Origin of the sequence: Hymenobacter saemangeumensis, assembly GCF_039541835.1 — a bacterium.
GTDB classification, from domain to species: Bacteria; Bacteroidota; Bacteroidia; order Cytophagales; family Hymenobacteraceae; genus Hymenobacter; species Hymenobacter saemangeumensis.
Map to the genome: position 1 here is coordinate 329456 of NZ_BAABGZ010000008.1, position 15503 is coordinate 344958.

Consider the following 15503-nt stretch of genomic DNA (forward strand, 5'->3'; position numbering starts at 1 on the left):
CCATGAATCAATACGACGTTACCGTTATCGGCTCCGGTCCCGGGGGCTACGTGGCCGCCATCCGCTGCTCGCAGCTGGGCTTCAAAACCGCGCTTATCGAGAAATACCCCACCCTGGGCGGCACCTGCCTTAATGTGGGCTGCATCCCCAGCAAGGCCCTGCTCGACAGCACCGAGCACTACCACAACGCCCACACCACCTTCAAAGAGCACGGCATTGAGCTGGAAAACCTCCAGATTAACATGAACCAGCTCATCGACCGCAAAAACGGCGTGGTGAAGGCCAACACCGACGGCATTCAGTTCCTGATGAAGAAGAACAAGATTGACGTGCTGCGCGGCGTCGGCTCGTTCGTCGACAAAAACCACATCAGCATCGCGCCTACCGAGGGCGGCGAGGCCCAGCAGATTGAAACCAAGTACACCATCATCGCCACCGGCTCCAAGCCCACGGTGCTGCCCTTCATCGCCCAGGATAAGGAGCGCATCATCACCAGCACCGAGGCGCTGAACATTCGCGAAGTGCCTAAGCACATGATGGTGATTGGCGGCGGCGTCATCGGCCTGGAAATGGCTTCGGTGTATGCCCGCCTCGGCGCCAAGGTCACCATCATCGAGTACACCGACAGCATCATCCCGACCATGGACCTGGCCCTGGGCAAGGAGCTGAAGCGCATCCTGGGCAAAATCGGCATTCAGTTTCAGCTCAGCCACAAGGTGACCGGCGCCACCCGCGAGGGCGACACCGTGACCGTGACGGCCACCAACCCGAAAGGCGAGGAGGTGAAGTTTGAGGGCGACTACTGCCTGGTGGCCGTGGGCCGCGCCCCCTACACCGAGGGCCTGAACCTGGCCGCTGCCGGCGTGGAGATGGAAGAGCGGGGCCGCATCAAGGTAGATGCCCACCTGCAAACCAGCGTGCCCGGCATCTACGCCATCGGCGACGTGGTTAAGGGCGCCATGCTGGCCCACAAGGCCGAAGAGGAAGGCGTGTTCGTGGCCGAAACCCTGGCCGGGCAAAAGCCTCACATCAACTACCTGCTGATTCCAGGCGTGGTGTACACCTGGCCCGAAGTGGCCGGCGTGGGCTTCACCGAAGAGCAGCTCAAGCAGGAAGGCCGCGCCTATAAAACCGGCTCCTTCCCCTTCCGTGCCTCCGGCCGCGCCCGCGCCAGCATGGACCTCGACGGCTTCGTGAAGGTGCTGGCCGACAAGCAGACCGACGAAATCCTGGGCGTGCACATGATAGGCCCGCGCATCGCCGACCTCATTGCTGAGGCCGTAACGGCCATGGAGTTCCGCGCCTCCGCCGAGGACGTGGCCCGCATGAGCCACGCGCATCCGACGTATGCCGAGGCCATGAAGGAGGCTTGTTTAGCAGCTACGGAGAACCGGGCGATTCATATGTGATTTTGGTTGTCACATCAAGAGCAGCGACCGGAGTTAGGCTAACTTCGGTCGCTTTTTCTTTATACCTACCCTAATTATCGGCAAGTGCCGTTCGGAAGCTGCCGGTTCTGGATATCACCTCACGCCCCTAGTCCCTGGCCGCTACCAGTACTGCAATGGGCACTTGGTTTGGATGGGGCGTTGATACACATCTTGTTGCTATATGACGCTTGCCAATTATCTGCGCTATTGGGCAATCGGTGCGGCCAGCGGTTGTCGCATAAAAAAGCTGCTGACACTGGTGCTGTTGGGTCTAGTTGGAGGTGCGCCGCAAGCGACTGCCCAGCAGGCGCGGCTCAGTGGCCCCACGCCGCACCGGGCGGTCCGGCCGGTGGTCATTCTCAGCCGGCCTGTCGCCTACGACACGGTCAGCACCGTGCAACTCGGCTTGGATAGTCTGGGGTTGGCGCAGGTGCTGCAGTCCCGCGCCCGCGTTTTGCTCATACACAACGGACACCTTCTACTTTGCCGGCACTCGACCACCGATACGGTTTGGACGCGCATCCGGGTGCCGCAACGACGCTTGTGGGACCAGGAGCCGGTTTATGTAAACGAATGGGAACTGGAGGGCTTTCGTAGCGGCTACTATTCCCCACACAACCGCGACGATTTTGCGCTGCTGGACACCTGTAATATGGACCGCAAGGGAATGCCGGAGGTGTTGCTAACCTGCTGGAGCGTCGAGAGGAACAAATCAAGCATTAACACCAAGATAATCCACCTGCTGGACGTCAGCCAAGCTCCCCGGCTGCTGTTAACCGCGCTGATTCAGATAGATTACGGAGTGCATTTCACTAATCGGCCCGTGCGATTTGGCCAGGAGCTGCGCATCGGGGTAAGTAGCGGCGACCAGAAGCTGACGCCGCTGGTGTCGGGCCGCTATCAATACCGCGATGGCCGTTTGGTCTGGGTGGGGAAGTAGCCCAGGCGCTGCCGAAACAAAAGCGCCTGCAGTTCCCAAAGCTTCCGCCGCTTTTGCCTGTATATTCGGACCATGACCAAGCACGACCATATACTGCACTGGAAAGAAACAGCTGAGGGTGATTGGCTGGCCGCGCAGGACCTGTTTCAAACCAGGCGGTATTTGCAGTGCCTGTTTCTGGCTCATCTCACTATTGAAAAGCTCAGCAAAGCGCATTGGGTGAAAGACAACGTGGACGACTACCCGCCGCGCATTCACAACCTGGCGCGGGTGCTGGCTGCGACCGCCGTCGTACTCACTCCCGACCAGGAGGTGCTAATCGCCGAGTTGAACAGATTTCAGATGGATGGGCGTTATCCTGATTATCAACGTATGGTATACGGCGTTGCCACCGAGTCCTATACCCGGCAACTCCTGGACGATACCAAACTTTTCCGCCTATGTTTACTCAGCACACTGCCTTAAATCTGGTGCAGCATTTTGCCGCCGAATTGGAGCAACTGGGCTTGCGGCTGCAAAAAGTTATTGTTTTTGGTTCGTATGCCCGCAATGAGCAAAGGGAAGAGTCGGATATTGACGTGGCCCTTGTGAGTGAAGATTTTACCGGCGCCGGGCCGATTGACGTGCGGCCAATGGCTCACCTGCTGGCCCGGGCTCCGTTCTTCTACATCGAGCCCCATACCTTCTCGCCCAAGCAGTTTATCGACTGGAACCCCTTCGTGCAGGAAATCAAGCGCACCGGCATCGTGGTGGGCGAGTGGGAGCCGGCCGCCACAGAGAACCGGGCCATTCACCCGTAACCTGCCCTTGCAGCCGCAACGCCAAGTAGTGGGGGCTTCCCTAACTTCCGCTGCTTTTTATACGCTGATTTCCTGTCTGATGAATACTGTATTCGCAATGGCTTGTTTGCGCGTGCTTCTTTTCCTGCTTTTGTTTCTTTGCATAAGCAAGGTGCAGGCCCAACAGCAACAGCAGGCATCTGTGGTGCTGCCAGTACAGGATTTGCCCTTTGAACGGCTGACATCGCGACAAATCTGGAATAACCCACGGGAGCGGCACCAGGCACAAGCTTCTGCTAAACGGTTCGTTTCATTTAGTGGCGAAACAGACTCTACCCAGTATGGGGCAAGGTGGAAACAAGCAAAGCCTGCCTTATTGTACCGGAAAAATCGGCTTGATTCGGTATGGACGGTTATCAACCTGGTCTTGCCAGACTATGCCAGTCACGAGGTCCGAGGGCCATTAAAATGGGAAGTAGAAGGGTACCGGAAGATGGATATTTTTAAGCTAGACACCGCTAATCTAGACCATCAGGGAGAGCCGGAAGTGCTATTGCACGTTATAATGGATTGTTGCGGCAGCACGTCGCATACAGAGTGGGCTGCCGTCAACCTTATCGATGTTAACGGGGTGCCGAAATTATTAATGAGTGCCCTCATCGAAACGCGCGACGTTGGGTACTCGTCGGATGAAGGCTTTTCAATTCACTATGAGCAGCGAGATGTGAAGTTAATGGCCGAGGTAGTGGTGAGCAGGATAAAAACCAATCGATACGGTTGGAAGAGTTTGCTTACGCTTCTAAAATCCGGGCGCTACCAATACCGGAATGGCCACTTGGTTTGGGTGGGGAAGTAACGCTGACGAAGCCACGATGCCAGGCAGCGGAAGCTGCTATAGCTTCCGCTGCTTTTTGCTTTACCTCTCCTGCTGGCACGCGTCTGCGACGTGCGCCAGCGGCCGGTTCAGAAATATGGATAGCTCGGCCGGCACTGCGGCAACAGCCGCTCTACTTCAGCACGTCTTTCAGGCTTTTAAGGCGGAACTGCTGGCCGGCTTCGATAAATTCCTTGATGATGGCGGCGTGGCCGGAGCCGACCAGCACGAGGGCTTTGCTGTCCTGAGGCGTCATGGTTTTTTGCACCAGGGAGTACATGTACAGGTTGCGCCGATACCATTCCGACACGAGGAAAGGGCCGGCAAAATTGTCGGGGTTGCCAGCCTGGTTGAGAATGTCGAGATAGAGCCCTTTGTTGGCAGTCAGGTTGGCGGGCATGTTGGCATCCAGCAGCAGCTGCGTGAGCGAGTAGGTAGCTAGTTTTTGGTTTTCGCGGGTTTCAATGTTTTTTGTAACATCCTGCACGCGTTGCATCAGGGCAGTTTGCTTGGCCGTCTGCATGGCCTTCATCACGCTGTCGAAATTCAGGGCGACTTTGGGGTAGTCAAAGGCATAGATTCGGGTAAGCTTAGCTTTTTTGCCCGCCCGAAAGGCCAGCTGAATAATTTCGTTTTTCAGGTAGTAGCTCCGGCTGCTCAGCTTAGGATACGTAGTGCTGACGTACTGCTCGTAGTTGCCGCCGAGGTAAGCTTTGTACAGCTCATCCAGCTCCTTTTGGTTTTCCCAGTCCCATTCCACAAATATTTTATCGGGGTGGAAGACGCTGATTTTTTGGGTGATGTTTTCCAGTTCGGCCTGCACCTTGGGGGTCATCACATCGAAGGTCTTGGTTTTGACAAGGTCGGCGCCCGGGTTGTGATAGTGGAAGGTGCCCAGCAGCAGGATTTCGCCGGGTTTGCTCTGGGCAGCAGCCTGGGCAACGAGCCCAAAAGACAGCAGCAAACAGAAAAGATGTTTCATAGCAGCAGAAGTGAGAATGGATGTTTAACGCCGCCAAAGCTACGCGCCCGGGCCCTGCCACCGCCTAATGGTCGTAGCTCGCTACGCGCGTGATTTTCCAGCTGCCGCCCTGCTGCTGCCATACCATCATGAATTTGGAGTTGCCGCAGGCGTCGCGGCCGTTTTCGACGTGGCAAAACCGCTGCGTGGCGATGTGCGTGGCGCCGTAGCCCTTGATGGAATACACTTCGAGGCTGCCCGGTACCAGCGTGCGGCGGATGTCGGGCGATTGGGCAAACAGCGCACAAAGCCTTCCCGGGTCTGGCTGAAGCTGCTCAGGTCGCCTTTGTCGTGGTAGAATTCCAGCTCCGGGGCGAAGTAGGACATGAGCTTATCGACATCCTTGGCATTGAAGGCCGCGAACAGCTCGGTGTCGAGCCGGGCCACGGTCTGGTACAGCTCGCTGGGCCCGGCCGGCCTGGCCGCGGGAGCCGCCGCAGCCGGTATGGCCGCCCTGCCTTGGTCGGGCGTTTGCCAGCCTGGCCAAAGGCGGTGGTGCTGCTCGCCAGGGAAAAGACCAGGCAGCAGGTTACGAAGGTGCGGAGCATAGCAGTAAAATGACGTGATGAAGTGGGGAGAAGACGCGGGTAGGCTACCCTGAACGGCGGGCAGGCTAAGCCCCCGATAAGTTGCCTTTTGTAGTCCGATGCTGCATCTTTTAGCTAATGCTACACTCTCGCATTCTGCTGTGGGGTTGTGTGATTTGCTGTTCCTGTGAATCACAAACGCCGCCGCAGGCAACCTCAACGGTTGCCCCGCCCGTGCCGGCTCCGCACCCAGCCAGGGCCCCGGCCGAGGCGGCCGTTCCTTTCAACCTGCCGCCGCCCTTGGACAGCTCACCGGTACGCGACAGCCTGGGACCAGTAGCGCTGGCCTGGCAGCAGGTAAACCTGGATGGACTGCGGCCCGACCAGGCAACGAGGCTGACGGTAGACACGCTGCTGGGCCGCTTTCTGCAAGTGCGGGAGCCCGGCTCCGTGCCCCGGCTCTTCTACAAAGCCGACCCACGAGCCGTCCAGTGGCGGGAAGTGGATTTGGCCCTGCCCGAATTTGACGGAGATGACTGGACCTGGGCCACCTTAGAGCTTGATACCGCCAACCTGGACCGCCAGGGTGCCCCGGAGGTCCTGGTGACAGTTAACAAGCACAGCTATGGCTCGGGCGGCGGGCGGCGCTGGGCCTACAAATGCTTGCTGGATATCACGCAGGAGCCCAAACGGCTGCTGGGGGCCATGGCGGAAATAGAAGACGAGAACTTCGGCCGCGACAACAGCGAGCCCGACGGCCGCACCCACGACCCCGACTACGAGCGCACCACCGGCTGGACGCGCAGCATCGAGCTGAAGCGCGACATCGTGGTAGGCGAGCCCGAAGGTCTGGGCCGCGACAACGGCGACAACGAGCTTACCCGGCTGGCCGCCGGCCGCTACCGCTACCGAAATGGCAGGATGTTTCGGGTAGGGGAGTAGCCTCAGCCCCAGCAGGTCTGTGATACTGACCTGGGTGCTGGGAGCCAGGCGACCGGAAACCCGCGCCCGCCGCGTAGCCGAAACCGTGCGCCTGGCCGCCCTGAACAAGCGCGCCAACGTCGACCGGGAGTAGTCCGGTGCGGTCCTGCTGCACGAATTCCTTACGGGCAGCAACCTTAACGCCCACGCTTGCGAATACCCAAGCCCCGCCAGCTACAGGCGGGGCCTGTTTCATTCCGCACCGCATTCATCCTCCTACCAGCATGGGCAAAGGCAAGAAAAAGCACTCGAACAAGGAAACGGTTTCCGGCGACCTGCTGGACGCAGCCGTCCTGTCGGTTAAGAAGTTCCGGAAAGTAACCCGGGAGATTGGCAAGCTCAGCACCGGGCAGAAGCTGCTGGGCGGGGCTGCCCTGGTAGCCGCCGGCCTGCTCTACCTGGTGGTGCAGGACGTGGAGTCAGAAGACAAAGGACCGTCCGGCGTGTCAGCTGCTACCGACAGGCTGCCCGAAGCCAAAGCGGAGGCGACAGATGAAGTGAAAGCAGATGAGCCCACGCCAGCCAAACAGCCGGACGCTCCTCGCAAAAGCCGCAAAAGCCCGAAATCAAGCAAGTCGCACAGCGGCAGCAGGAAATCGACGGATAGCTCCGGCGAGTAGAAGCATGTCGTCGAAAAATACACACCAAGCACCCTTTCCAATCAGCTATGAAAAAGACCAAAAAGAAGAAGGCGGCCCGCAAGTCTGTGCTCAGCGGCGCCACCAAATCCATTAAGAAGCTGCGCAAAAGCCGGCTTAGCACCACCCAGAAAGTAGTGGGCGGCGCAGCCCTGCTGGCCGTGGGCCTCGGCTTGCTGGCCCGGCGCCTGAACGGCAGCACCGCACCTACTGCCGACATGGCCGCGGCCGAGGAAAGCCTGGCGGCTCTGGACGAAAACGGGGCCTAGGCTCTTTGTGCAACGCCAGTTAAGCACAACAGGCCGCCGCTCCCGGAGCGGCGGCCTGTTGTGCTTTAGGAGCTAGGGTGCTGTTAGGCTACTTCCTTTTCCAGCAGCTCCACCACCGGAAAGTCAATGTCGGTTTCGGCGGTGTTGTTGAAGTAGTTGGTGAAGGTGTTGAGGGCCACGTGGGCAATGATTTCGCCTACTTCCCCTTCCGAGAGGCCGGCGGCGCGCACGGCGGCTACGTCGGTGGCCGTCACCAGGCCCTGCCGGGCTACCAGGGTGCGGGCGAAGCGCAGGGCCGCGTCGGTGCGGGCATCGAGCGGCGCGCCGCGGCGGCTGGCTTGAATGGCGGCATCGTCGAGGCCGGCGCGCTGGCCCAGCACGGCGTGGGCCGAGGCGCAGTACTGGCAGCTGTTGGCTTCGGCCACGGCCAGGGCAATCTGCTCGCCCAGCTTGCCGCCCAGGCTGCCCTTGCTCAGGGCGCCGCTGAAGGCGAGGTAGGCGTCGAGCACGGCCGGCGAGCTGGCCATGGTGCGCATCATGTTGGGTGTTACGCCGAGCTTGTTCTGTACGGCGGTGAGCAGGTCCAGGGCTTTGCCGGTGGCGGCTGCGGGGTTCAGGGCGTGAAATCGGGCCATGAGCTTGTCTTGTGTTTGGTGGTTGAATAAGAACAAGACAAAGGTCCGGCGGCCCTTAATCGGGTAAAATGGACAAAGGGAGCCGAAGATTGGACACATTGCCCACCCGCTGCCGGTACTCCTCGGCCGTGACGCCGGCAGCCTTCTTAAAGAAGCGGCTGAAGTAGGCGCTGTCCTCAAACCCCAGGGCGTAGCCGATTTCCTTCACGCACCTGGGTGTGAGGTAGAGCTCGCGCTTGGCTTCGATGATGAGGCGCTCCTGAATCAGCTGCGACACCGACTTGCCGTAGGTGCGGGCCACGATTTTGCCCAGGGCCTTGGGCGTCAGGTGCAGGCGCTCGGCGTAGTACTGCACCTGGTGGTGCTCGCGGAAGTGGGTTTCCAGCAGGCTTTTCAGGCGGCTAAGCACGTGGGGCTCGGCGGTGCTGGGCGGCAGCGCGGCCAGCTGGGCCACCTTGAGGCGGGTGGCGGCAATGAGCAGAATCTTGAGGTAGGAAAATACCAGCTCTTCCTGGGCCAGGCTGGCCTGCCCCAGCTCGCGGGCCAGCTTCTGCAGCAGCTCGGCAAACTCGGGCCGGGCCTCCTCGGGCAGGGGCAGCACCGGAAACTCAAACACGTTGTTGAACAGCACGCCGTTGCAGCCCACCTCCCGCTTGTGCAGCTCGATGCAGAAAAACTCGGGGGCAAAGCGCAGGGCCACCCCCCGCACCGGCCCGGCGGCCAGCAGCTGAAACGGCTGGTAGGGGGTGAAAAACAGCAGGGAGTGCTCGGCTACCGGCTGCGCCTGGGTTTCGACCCGGCACTCGGCCGGGCCGGCCTGCAGCCACAGCAGGGAGTAGCGGTTGAGCCGCTGCACGGCCTGAAACGGCGACTCCCCATCGAAGAGCAGCAGCTCCAGGGCTACCTGCCCGCTGGCTTCGCTGTGCAGCTGCAGGAGCTGGTGGGTGGCGGCGGGGGCGGTGAGCAGGGTTTCCATATGCAGCAGGGCAAGAAAAAGAAGTGGCCGGCACGGAGTCAGGCCGCACAAATGAAGTGAATTACAGGGGCAACAAAAAGGCGGCCGAAGCTTCCCGAGCTTCGGCCGCCTGTAGTGCGGGGTGTTCGTGCGGCGGCTATTCGGCGGCGGGCGGTGGGGGCGTGGCGCTGGCGTGCTTCACGCGCACGGCCGTGGGCCCTTTTTGGCCCATCTCCACTTCAAACTGCACCTTGTCGCCTTCCCGGATGGGGCCGGCGGCCAGGCCGTTGGCGTGCACAAAAATGCTTTCCTGGGTCTGGCTGTCTTTTATAAAGCCATAGCCCTTGGAGTCGTTGAAAAAGCTTACCGTGCCAGTACGCAGCGGGTCGTCTTCTTCGCGGTCTTCCTGCTTGGCCACGCTGATGCGGATGTCCTCGTCTTTGATGACGCGCTTCTTGGTGGGGTCGGGCGGCGTGCTGGTGATGTTGCCGTTTTCGTCGACGTAGGCAAACATTTCCTCCAGGGCCTGGCCGGCTTTGGCGTTGGCCTTGCGCTCCTCGCGCTTCTCCTCTTTCTCGGTGCGCTTTTTCAGGCGCTTCTTCTCGTTGTCTTTTTTACCAAAGGATTCTTGTGACCTACCCATAGTTGTTGGTTTAAGCGAAGCCTGCTTTGCCAAACGTGATTGGGCGGTCAAAACAGGGTGTGATGTTCGCGAAGATACGGAAAACAGCCGCAGGCTGTGCCGCTTCCCCGGCCAAGCCTGCCGAATAAGCGGAGGCGGGGATGGGCGGGCTTACTGCTGCTCGTTAAATACAGTGTCGATGGCTAGTCCGGCGGCCAGCAGCAGTATGCTGGAGGCGGGCTGGGCCGCGCCCATGTCGTTAATCGAAATGAGGTAGTTGTCGGCGGTTGTAAACAGCTCCTGGCCAAAGCCAGCCCACTTTTTCGTCACGACCCCAATTTCCTGGCCTGTATCGCTGATGAATTTGAAGTCCCAGCTTTTCCAACTGCCCTTGATTTCGGCCACCTGTACACCCTCGGTATTGTAGACGTAAAAGCCGCCCGAAAATGAAAAGAGCTTGCTTTTAAAGTAGCCGATGGTTACGTCCTGGGCATCAACCACCGACACCTTGGAGCGCATAAACGACCAGCCCCGCTCGATGCGCAGCACCGGTGCCGCTTCCGGCGTTTCGCGCACCACCACCGACATGGGCAGGTGGCGCTTGTGCAGCAGCAGGCGCAGATAAACTGCCCATTGGGGGGTGGCCTCCGTGGCCTGCCCGATAAGCTCCTGGGTTTCGGGAGCGAGAATGTCGTACGTGTCCTTGAGCTTGAAAATCCCGACTTGCTCACGGATAAAATAGGTGCGGCGCTGCAGCATGAAAATTGTGTAAGAGAAGCCGCAAGGTAGAGCATTGCCAGCGCCCACGGCCGGGCTATGCGGCACTACAGCCGGCCAGCCCCGGAAAATCGGGTACTTCCAGCACGGCACCGGCCGGCAGGCTGCCCAGCTGGATGCCGCCAATGCGCACGCGAAACAGGCGCAGGGTCGGAAAGCCGACGGCGGCCGTCATCTTGCGCACCTGCCGGAACCGGCCCTCGGTGAGGGTGATGGATACCCAGCTGGTAGGCCCGTGCCGGTCGTCGCGCACCTTGCGCGTGCGGGGCGGGAAGTCGGGCGGGGCGGGCAGCAGCCGGGCCTGGCAGGGAAGGGTGAGGTAGCGTCCCTCGGCCAAGCCTATCTCCACGCCCTGCCGCAGCTGCTCCAGGGCCGCTTCGCTTATCAGCCCATCTACCTGGGCGTAGTATTCCTTTTCCACGTGCTGGCTGCGGATTTCGGCGCTTAGCTGTCCGTCGGTGGTCAGCAGCAGCAGGCCCTCGCTGGCTTCGTCGAGCCGGCCCACGGCCATGGTGCCGTCCGGAAAGTCGTACAGCTCGCCCAGAAAACGCTTTTTCCGCTCGTTCCGGTCCTGGCTCCGGAACTGGCTGAGGTAGCCATAGGGCTTGTGCAGGATGAAGTGGCGGTGGGGCATGGGTTGGCTATGTAGTTGTCAGCTGTTCGTTGTCAGTTGTCGGTGAGCATAGGGGCGCTGTTATGGCGAGGGCAGTCCGTAGGCGCGTTCATCTACATGCCGCCAGGCAGCCAGGGTGAATTCCTATAGTATGTCCTGGCAGATGAAGGCTGTTGCGGGCGTGGCCGCATTCTAATTGCTGCGGCCATCATTGCAGCGCCCAAAAGCTCACTAACAACTGACAACGAACAACTGACAACTACATAGCCAACTACTTCCACCGCTTCTCGCGCCACTCCTGCTGCTGGGCTTCATCCAGAAACGTCCAGGCGATGAAGCGGCTGGCTTTGTGGCCCTGGGCCATGGGCACGATGCGCACGGCCCGGGCTCCGGCCTTGTCCAGCGCCTTCTGGATGCCATAGAGCGAGTCTCTTTTAGACACCAGGGCCGTAAACCAGAAGCAGGCCGTGGGCAGGCGGGCGCTTTCGGCCACCATGCGGCGCACAAAGCCTTCTTCGCCGCCGGTGCACCACAGCTCACCGGCCTGCCCGCCAAAGTTGAGGGCGGGCTGGGCCGGGGCCGTGCCCAGCTGCTGCCGCTTGCGGCCGTTGGCGCCGGCGGCATCCTCGGCCGAGGCGTGGAAGGGCGGGTTGCACAGCACCAGGTCGAACAGCTCGCCGGGCTTGAGGACGCCCCGGAAGATGTCGGCCGGGTTGGGCTGCAGGCGGCAGTCGATGGTGCCGGCCAGGCCGGGGTTGGCCGCCACAATCTGCCGGGCCACCCGAATGGCCACCGGGTCGATGTCGGAGCCCACGAAGCGCCAGCCGTACTCGCGGTGCCCGATAATGGGGTAGATGCAGTTGGCCCCCACGCCCACGTCGAGCACCCGAATGCCTTTGCCGCGCGGAATCTGGCCGCCGTTGCTGGCGGCCAGCAGGTCGGCCAGGTGGTGCAGGTAGTCAGCCCGGCCGGGAATGGGCGGGCAGAGGTAGCCGGGCGGAATGTCCCAGATGCCAATGCCGTAGTACTGCTTCAGCAGGGCCCGGTTCATGGCCTTCACGGCGGCGGGGTCGGCAAAGTCTATACTGTCGGCCTGGTGCTCGTTGGGCCGTACATACGCGGCCAGCTCGGGGCTGAGGGCCAGCAGCTGGGCGAAGTCGTAGCGGCCCTGGTGGCGGTTTCGCGGGTGCAGAGCGGCTTTTTCCGGCGAGCCGGCGGTGGGGTGTTGCTTCATGGGGCCAACGGGAATGGGCCGCAAAGGTACCGCTACCGCAGGCTGCCCGGTGGCTGGCCCCGGGCTACAGGGTTTTAATCAGCTTAAACCCGTCTTTGGTCAGCAGGTACTGGGCTCCCTGAATAGTGATGGTTTCGCCTTCCAGCACCGCGCTCAGGTTGAGCAGGTCGCTTTCCAGGGTGTGCAGGCTGAATCCGTGCTTGCGGGCCAGGCTTAGGTACCGGGGGTTTACCAGGCTTCCGGCACCGCAGAGGATGATGCGCACCTTGGCTTTCACGTTTTTGAGCAGGCGTGCGTCGCGGGGGAAGGTGTGGTTGTCGGCCAGCAGAATGACTTCGGTGGCGTCGGGTACCAGCTCCAGCGCGTGGGCAATGGCCTCGCCGTCGTTTTCCGGCGCGTCGCCGCCCCCGCCTGCCAGCATGGCCTCCAGTACTTTGGCTTTCACCTGGGCAAAGTCAGCAGTTTTGATGTCGTACAGCCCGCCGGTGCTGCCAATGGGCTTATGCTTGTCGGAGGCGTCGTTGCCGTCGTTGAAGAAAACAAACGTTTTCTCCTCCTGCATGGTGCTGAGCTGCAGCCAGGTGAGCAGGTCCAGCGTGTAGGGGAGCATGCTGCCCGTCACGTCGGCCACCACCACGCGCTTGTTCCACTCGGGGTGGCGGCTCATCACCTTGCTTACCACGTCGGCGTCGGGGTTGGGCAGTGGGTCTTCGTCGAGCGGTTCGCCGGGTTTCAGCATGCGGGCAAAGCAGGCCTCGCGGCCCATACGGATGCGGTGGCGCCGCACCAGGGAGTCGGAGAGAAAGTAGCCGGTCACGACCAGACTGTTGCGGCGGGCGGGCAGCTGCAGCCTGCCCGTGATGGAAAACGGAAACCGCATGTTGCCCACCCGAAACCCATTTGTGAAGGAGAAGCTTTCCCGCAGGGTGCGGGCCAGCTCCTGGCGGCAGGCCAGGTCGTCTCCTGCCCCCAGCTCCACCCGCTGAATGCGGCCCCGGCGGTCTACATCGGCCCGGAACTCCACGGTTTGGGCCTGTTTCTGCTCGCAGTCGTAGCCGCGCCGGATGCGGCGGGCCACCTGCCGCAGCTTGTAGTGGCTGCGCGGGTACTCGCAGGGAATGGGCCGGCCCCGGGTGGTGCGGGCCGCCCGCAGCTTGTCGATTTTCTTGGTGCGCGCCTCCAGTATGCGCTTCAGGCTGTCGGCCTCGCGCCGGGAATCGGTGGCGGTGTAGCGCTTTTCGAAGTACAGCACAAAGCCGTGGAAAAAGTCCTGGCACTGCTCGGGGCTGCTGCAGCCGGTTTGCTCCACCAGGTTCCAGGTGATGGCCTCGTTTTCGAGTACACCGGGCAGCTTGGCCGCCAGGTTGCGGATGCGCCCCAGGTTCAGCTGCCGCTGGTTGAACTTCGGGTCGAGCCGGTAGGCGGTATACACCAGGTCGACGCGCACCAGCTGCTTGTCGGCCACCTGCAGGGCGGCCAGCTGCTCGTTGGAGAAGTTGGAAGGCAGCGTGAGCCGCTGGTAGCCGGCAGTGGGGCGGTAGCGCGGTACGGGGTAGGCGTTAAGCTTGTCGTAAAAGGCTTCCAGCTCGGGCGCAGCCCCTGGCTGAGCTACCCCGGCGTAAGCCAGCCCCAGCAGCAGGAGAAGTAAGAAGTGCTTCATATACAGGCAGGGAGAGGTTCAGGCACGGGCAGCAAACGCCTGGCCATAGCTTTTCGTCTCTGCTCAGGTGGTTTTGTAGAGGTACCAGCCCTGGCCCAGGGGCTTTAGCATGATGATGCGCACCGGGCTCATGCTGGGCAGGGCGGCGGCATTGGGCTCGTAGAGCAGGCCCACCGTGCTGCGCTGCTTGCCGCCGATGATAAACTCCACGCAGCTGCTGCAGCCGGTTTCGCGGCGGCTTACCTGGCCCAGGAAGAGCTTGCGCAGCAGGGCGTGCACCGTGGGGTTTTCGTTCACAGCTGCTTCGTCGGTGGGCGCCAGGCGGCCCGGGGCTCCCTTGAAGTAGGGCCCGGCCTGCACCAGGCGCAGCACCTGCTCAAAGTCGGCGCGGTTGCGCTCGAAGTGGGCAGCAATGTCGGCGTCGGGCGCGGCCCACAGGCGCAGGTTGCCCACGGTAAAGGCATGGTCGGCGTCGGGGTGCTTGAGGTTATAGTCGGCGATGTCGGCGGGCGGCAGGGTGGTGAGCAGCTGCAGCATGGGCGCCCCCAGCTGCGTCATGGCCAGGCTGCGCACGGCTTCCAGCTTCCAGCGGCTGGCTTCCTTGCGAAAGTGCAGGTAGAAGTCGTTGCGGCTAAGTGAATCGCGCAGCTCCACCGCCACCACGGCCGTGCCCGCCCCCTGCAGCAGCAGCTGAGACACGCGCTGCAGCTGCGGCGGTATCTGCTGGCCCAGGGTCTGCTTGCGCGCCTGCGTGGCTACCTCACAGCAGAGGTAGGCCTTCATGTCGGCCCAGCCGGTGGGGGCCACAAACTGCTCGGCAATCTGCAGCGGCAGCAGGGGCAGCACCTGGGCCCGCAGCGCCGTGGGCAGCCACAGCCCGAGCAGGAGGAGGAAACACTTCATAAGTAAATCTAACTCCGAATCAGGCCGCAATGATTCCGGCGGTAGTGGCACCGGACCGATAGAGCATGCCAGCGGTAAGTGGGGTTACTTATAAATTTGAAAGCCTTGTAAGTTTGAAGTGCCGTTTGCCTGAACACAAAAGGCTAGGCTTTCACGTACCCTACCAAGCCGACCTGTACCTGTGAGGAGATACACGTGAAGAGCACAGTCGGCACAAAGGCATCCAGGCCCAAGGCGAAGAGGTCGTCATATCCCTGCTGATTCGGCCCGGCCCATTGGCCTACTATTTTCTTGCCCAATAGCGCAGCCGCCCAATCAGGCTGCTCGGTGTTCGTTCCTGGTAGCGTATCCTTGGCCCGCAGCTGCAGGCGCAGTTCCTCTGTGTCGAGCAGCGGCTCAATCCAGAGCGTACCCTGGGATTGGGTGACGACGAGCACGGCATCGTAGCCCCCTAAGCAGAGTTCGCCAGGCACTACATAGACCGCCTGTATAACTGCGCCGGCCAATTCGATGATAGGAGACATAGGAGAAGGATAAAAGCCTGAAGCTAAAGGTTAAAGGTTCGTGGCTGTTGCAGAACTCGGCTTAAATTGTTCTATTGCTGAGTAGCCACTTGGCAAGCGCCCGAGTTGGCGCTTCGGTGCA

The 15503-nt window shown here is 61.3% G+C and carries 20 protein-coding genes; 9 read left to right on the plus strand and 11 right to left on the minus strand.

Translation table 11 applies throughout. From position 1 onward, the window contains the following. Positions 1 to 2 precede the first annotated feature (2 nt). The 5 genes from lpdA (at position 3) to ABD919_RS02700 (ending at position 4005) form a co-directional block, all read left to right on the plus strand. Positions 3 to 1409: a dihydrolipoyl dehydrogenase gene (gene lpdA / locus ABD919_RS02680; RefSeq protein WP_345233532.1), complete on the plus strand. Its 1407-nt coding sequence runs from the start codon at positions 3 to 5 to the stop codon at positions 1407 to 1409. A 202-nt stretch (positions 1410 to 1611) separates the two neighbouring features. Then, positions 1612 to 2370 (plus strand): hypothetical protein, encoded by a 759-nt coding sequence (locus ABD919_RS02685; protein ID WP_345233533.1) that lies wholly within the window; start codon positions 1612 to 1614, stop codon positions 2368 to 2370. Between the two features lie 72 nt (positions 2371 to 2442). Continuing rightward, positions 2443 to 2835 (plus strand): HEPN domain-containing protein, encoded by a 393-nt coding sequence (locus ABD919_RS02690; RefSeq protein ID WP_345233535.1) that lies wholly within the window; start codon positions 2443 to 2445, stop codon positions 2833 to 2835. Then, complete coding sequence (locus ABD919_RS02695; RefSeq protein ID WP_345233537.1) at positions 2811 to 3170, plus strand: nucleotidyltransferase domain-containing protein; 360 nt, start codon at positions 2811 to 2813, stop codon at positions 3168 to 3170. The genes ABD919_RS02690 and ABD919_RS02695 overlap by 25 nt, the downstream gene beginning before the upstream one ends. A 7-nt stretch (positions 3171 to 3177) precedes the next feature. Beyond that, positions 3178 to 4005, plus strand: a complete 828-nt coding sequence (locus ABD919_RS02700) for a hypothetical protein (RefSeq protein ID WP_345233538.1) — start codon at positions 3178 to 3180, stop codon at positions 4003 to 4005. Between the two features lie 151 nt (positions 4006 to 4156). Here the strand turns inward: ABD919_RS02700 and ABD919_RS02705 are convergent, their stop codons facing one another. Together ABD919_RS02705 and ABD919_RS02710 are read right to left on the minus strand one after the other, a co-directional pair. After that, on the minus strand, positions 4157 to 5005 hold the full coding sequence (locus tag ABD919_RS02705; protein WP_345233540.1) for a DUF5694 domain-containing protein: 849 nt from the start codon (positions 5003 to 5005) through the stop codon (positions 4157 to 4159). Between the two features lie 64 nt (positions 5006 to 5069). After that, positions 5070 to 5231, minus strand: coding sequence for a nuclear transport factor 2 family protein (locus ABD919_RS02710; protein ID WP_345233541.1), 162 nt, complete (start codon positions 5229 to 5231; stop codon positions 5070 to 5072). A gap of 640 nt (positions 5232 to 5871) precedes the next feature. On the opposite strand from ABD919_RS02710, the gene ABD919_RS02715 reads away from it, so the two are divergent. The 4 genes from ABD919_RS02715 (at position 5872) to ABD919_RS02730 (ending at position 7459) form a co-directional block, all read left to right on the plus strand. After that, a complete protein-coding gene (locus ABD919_RS02715) occupies positions 5872 to 6513 on the plus strand; it encodes a hypothetical protein (RefSeq protein WP_345233542.1) in 642 nt (213 codons plus the stop codon). A gap of 19 nt (positions 6514 to 6532) precedes the next feature. Further along, positions 6533 to 6646, plus strand: a complete 114-nt coding sequence (locus tag ABD919_RS02720) for a YdeI/OmpD-associated family protein (RefSeq protein WP_345233544.1) — start codon at positions 6533 to 6535, stop codon at positions 6644 to 6646. A gap of 130 nt (positions 6647 to 6776) precedes the next feature. Further along, the gene (locus tag ABD919_RS02725; protein WP_345233545.1) at positions 6777 to 7172 is read left to right on the plus strand and encodes a hypothetical protein; all 396 of its coding nucleotides are present in this window, start codon (positions 6777 to 6779) and stop codon (positions 7170 to 7172) included. 47 nt (positions 7173 to 7219) lie between these two features. After that, positions 7220 to 7459 (plus strand): hypothetical protein, encoded by a 240-nt coding sequence (locus tag ABD919_RS02730; protein ID WP_345233547.1) that lies wholly within the window; start codon positions 7220 to 7222, stop codon positions 7457 to 7459. A gap of 83 nt (positions 7460 to 7542) precedes the next feature. Here the strand turns inward: ABD919_RS02730 and ABD919_RS02735 are convergent, their stop codons facing one another. From ABD919_RS02735 to ABD919_RS02775, 9 genes are all read right to left on the minus strand, one after another. Further along, on the minus strand, positions 7543 to 8094 hold the full coding sequence (locus tag ABD919_RS02735; RefSeq protein WP_345233548.1) for a carboxymuconolactone decarboxylase family protein: 552 nt from the start codon (positions 8092 to 8094) through the stop codon (positions 7543 to 7545). 55 nt (positions 8095 to 8149) lie between these two features. Beyond that, positions 8150 to 9070, minus strand: coding sequence for a helix-turn-helix domain-containing protein (locus tag ABD919_RS02740; RefSeq protein WP_345233550.1), 921 nt, complete (start codon positions 9068 to 9070; stop codon positions 8150 to 8152). Between the two features lie 136 nt (positions 9071 to 9206). Next, entirely contained in the window at positions 9207 to 9692 is a 486-nt protein-coding gene (locus ABD919_RS02745; RefSeq protein WP_345233552.1) for a cold-shock protein, read from the minus strand. Between the two features lie 150 nt (positions 9693 to 9842). Further along, on the minus strand, positions 9843 to 10430 hold the full coding sequence (locus tag ABD919_RS02750) for a phospholipid scramblase-related protein (RefSeq protein ID WP_345233554.1): 588 nt from the start codon (positions 10428 to 10430) through the stop codon (positions 9843 to 9845). Positions 10431 to 10485: 55 nt separating this feature from the next. Continuing rightward, positions 10486 to 11082 (minus strand): pseudouridine synthase, encoded by a 597-nt coding sequence (locus ABD919_RS02755; protein ID WP_345233556.1) that lies wholly within the window; start codon positions 11080 to 11082, stop codon positions 10486 to 10488. A gap of 250 nt (positions 11083 to 11332) precedes the next feature. Then, a complete protein-coding gene (rlmF, locus tag ABD919_RS02760) occupies positions 11333 to 12295 on the minus strand; it encodes a 23S rRNA (adenine(1618)-N(6))-methyltransferase RlmF (protein ID WP_345233557.1) in 963 nt (320 codons plus the stop codon). 64 nt (positions 12296 to 12359) lie between these two features. Continuing rightward, positions 12360 to 13955 carry a vWA domain-containing protein gene (locus ABD919_RS02765; RefSeq protein WP_345233559.1) on the minus strand — a complete coding sequence of 532 codons (1596 nt, stop codon included), beginning with the start codon at positions 13953 to 13955 and terminating at the stop codon, positions 12360 to 12362. Between the two features lie 63 nt (positions 13956 to 14018). Continuing rightward, complete coding sequence (locus tag ABD919_RS02770; protein ID WP_345233561.1) at positions 14019 to 14858, minus strand: hypothetical protein; 840 nt, start codon at positions 14856 to 14858, stop codon at positions 14019 to 14021. Between the two features lie 143 nt (positions 14859 to 15001). Then, positions 15002 to 15382, minus strand: a complete 381-nt coding sequence (locus tag ABD919_RS02775) for a DUF6334 family protein (RefSeq protein WP_345233562.1) — start codon at positions 15380 to 15382, stop codon at positions 15002 to 15004. Positions 15383 to 15503 lie beyond the last annotated feature (121 nt).

Excerpts from the sequence above, each read along its gene's own strand:
- lpdA (WP_345233532.1), top strand. The coding sequence starts at position 3 with ATGAATCAATACGACGTTACCGTTATCGGCTCCGGTCCCGGGGGCTAC.
- ABD919_RS02685 (WP_345233533.1), top strand. The coding sequence starts at position 1,612 with ATGACGCTTGCCAATTATCTGCGCTATTGGGCAATCGGTGCGGCCAGC.
- ABD919_RS02690 (WP_345233535.1), top strand. The coding sequence starts at position 2,443 with ATGACCAAGCACGACCATATACTGCACTGGAAAGAAACAGCTGAGGGT.
- ABD919_RS02695 (WP_345233537.1), top strand. The coding sequence starts at position 2,811 with ATGTTTACTCAGCACACTGCCTTAAATCTGGTGCAGCATTTTGCCGCC.
- ABD919_RS02705 (WP_345233540.1), bottom strand. The coding sequence starts at position 5,005 with ATGAAACATCTTTTCTGTTTGCTGCTGTCTTTTGGGCTCGTTGCCCAG.
- ABD919_RS02725 (WP_345233545.1), top strand. The coding sequence starts at position 6,777 with ATGGGCAAAGGCAAGAAAAAGCACTCGAACAAGGAAACGGTTTCCGGC.
- ABD919_RS02730 (WP_345233547.1), top strand. The coding sequence starts at position 7,220 with ATGAAAAAGACCAAAAAGAAGAAGGCGGCCCGCAAGTCTGTGCTCAGC.
- ABD919_RS02735 (WP_345233548.1), bottom strand. The coding sequence starts at position 8,094 with ATGGCCCGATTTCACGCCCTGAACCCCGCAGCCGCCACCGGCAAAGCC.
- ABD919_RS02740 (WP_345233550.1), bottom strand. The coding sequence starts at position 9,070 with ATGGAAACCCTGCTCACCGCCCCCGCCGCCACCCACCAGCTCCTGCAG.
- ABD919_RS02745 (WP_345233552.1), bottom strand. The coding sequence starts at position 9,692 with ATGGGTAGGTCACAAGAATCCTTTGGTAAAAAAGACAACGAGAAGAAG.
- ABD919_RS02750 (WP_345233554.1), bottom strand. The coding sequence starts at position 10,430 with ATGCTGCAGCGCCGCACCTATTTTATCCGTGAGCAAGTCGGGATTTTC.
- ABD919_RS02755 (WP_345233556.1), bottom strand. The coding sequence starts at position 11,082 with ATGCCCCACCGCCACTTCATCCTGCACAAGCCCTATGGCTACCTCAGC.
- rlmF (WP_345233557.1), bottom strand. The coding sequence starts at position 12,295 with ATGAAGCAACACCCCACCGCCGGCTCGCCGGAAAAAGCCGCTCTGCAC.
- ABD919_RS02765 (WP_345233559.1), bottom strand. The coding sequence starts at position 13,955 with ATGAAGCACTTCTTACTTCTCCTGCTGCTGGGGCTGGCTTACGCCGGG.
- ABD919_RS02770 (WP_345233561.1), bottom strand. The coding sequence starts at position 14,858 with ATGAAGTGTTTCCTCCTCCTGCTCGGGCTGTGGCTGCCCACGGCGCTG.
- ABD919_RS02775 (WP_345233562.1), bottom strand. The coding sequence starts at position 15,382 with ATGTCTCCTATCATCGAATTGGCCGGCGCAGTTATACAGGCGGTCTAT.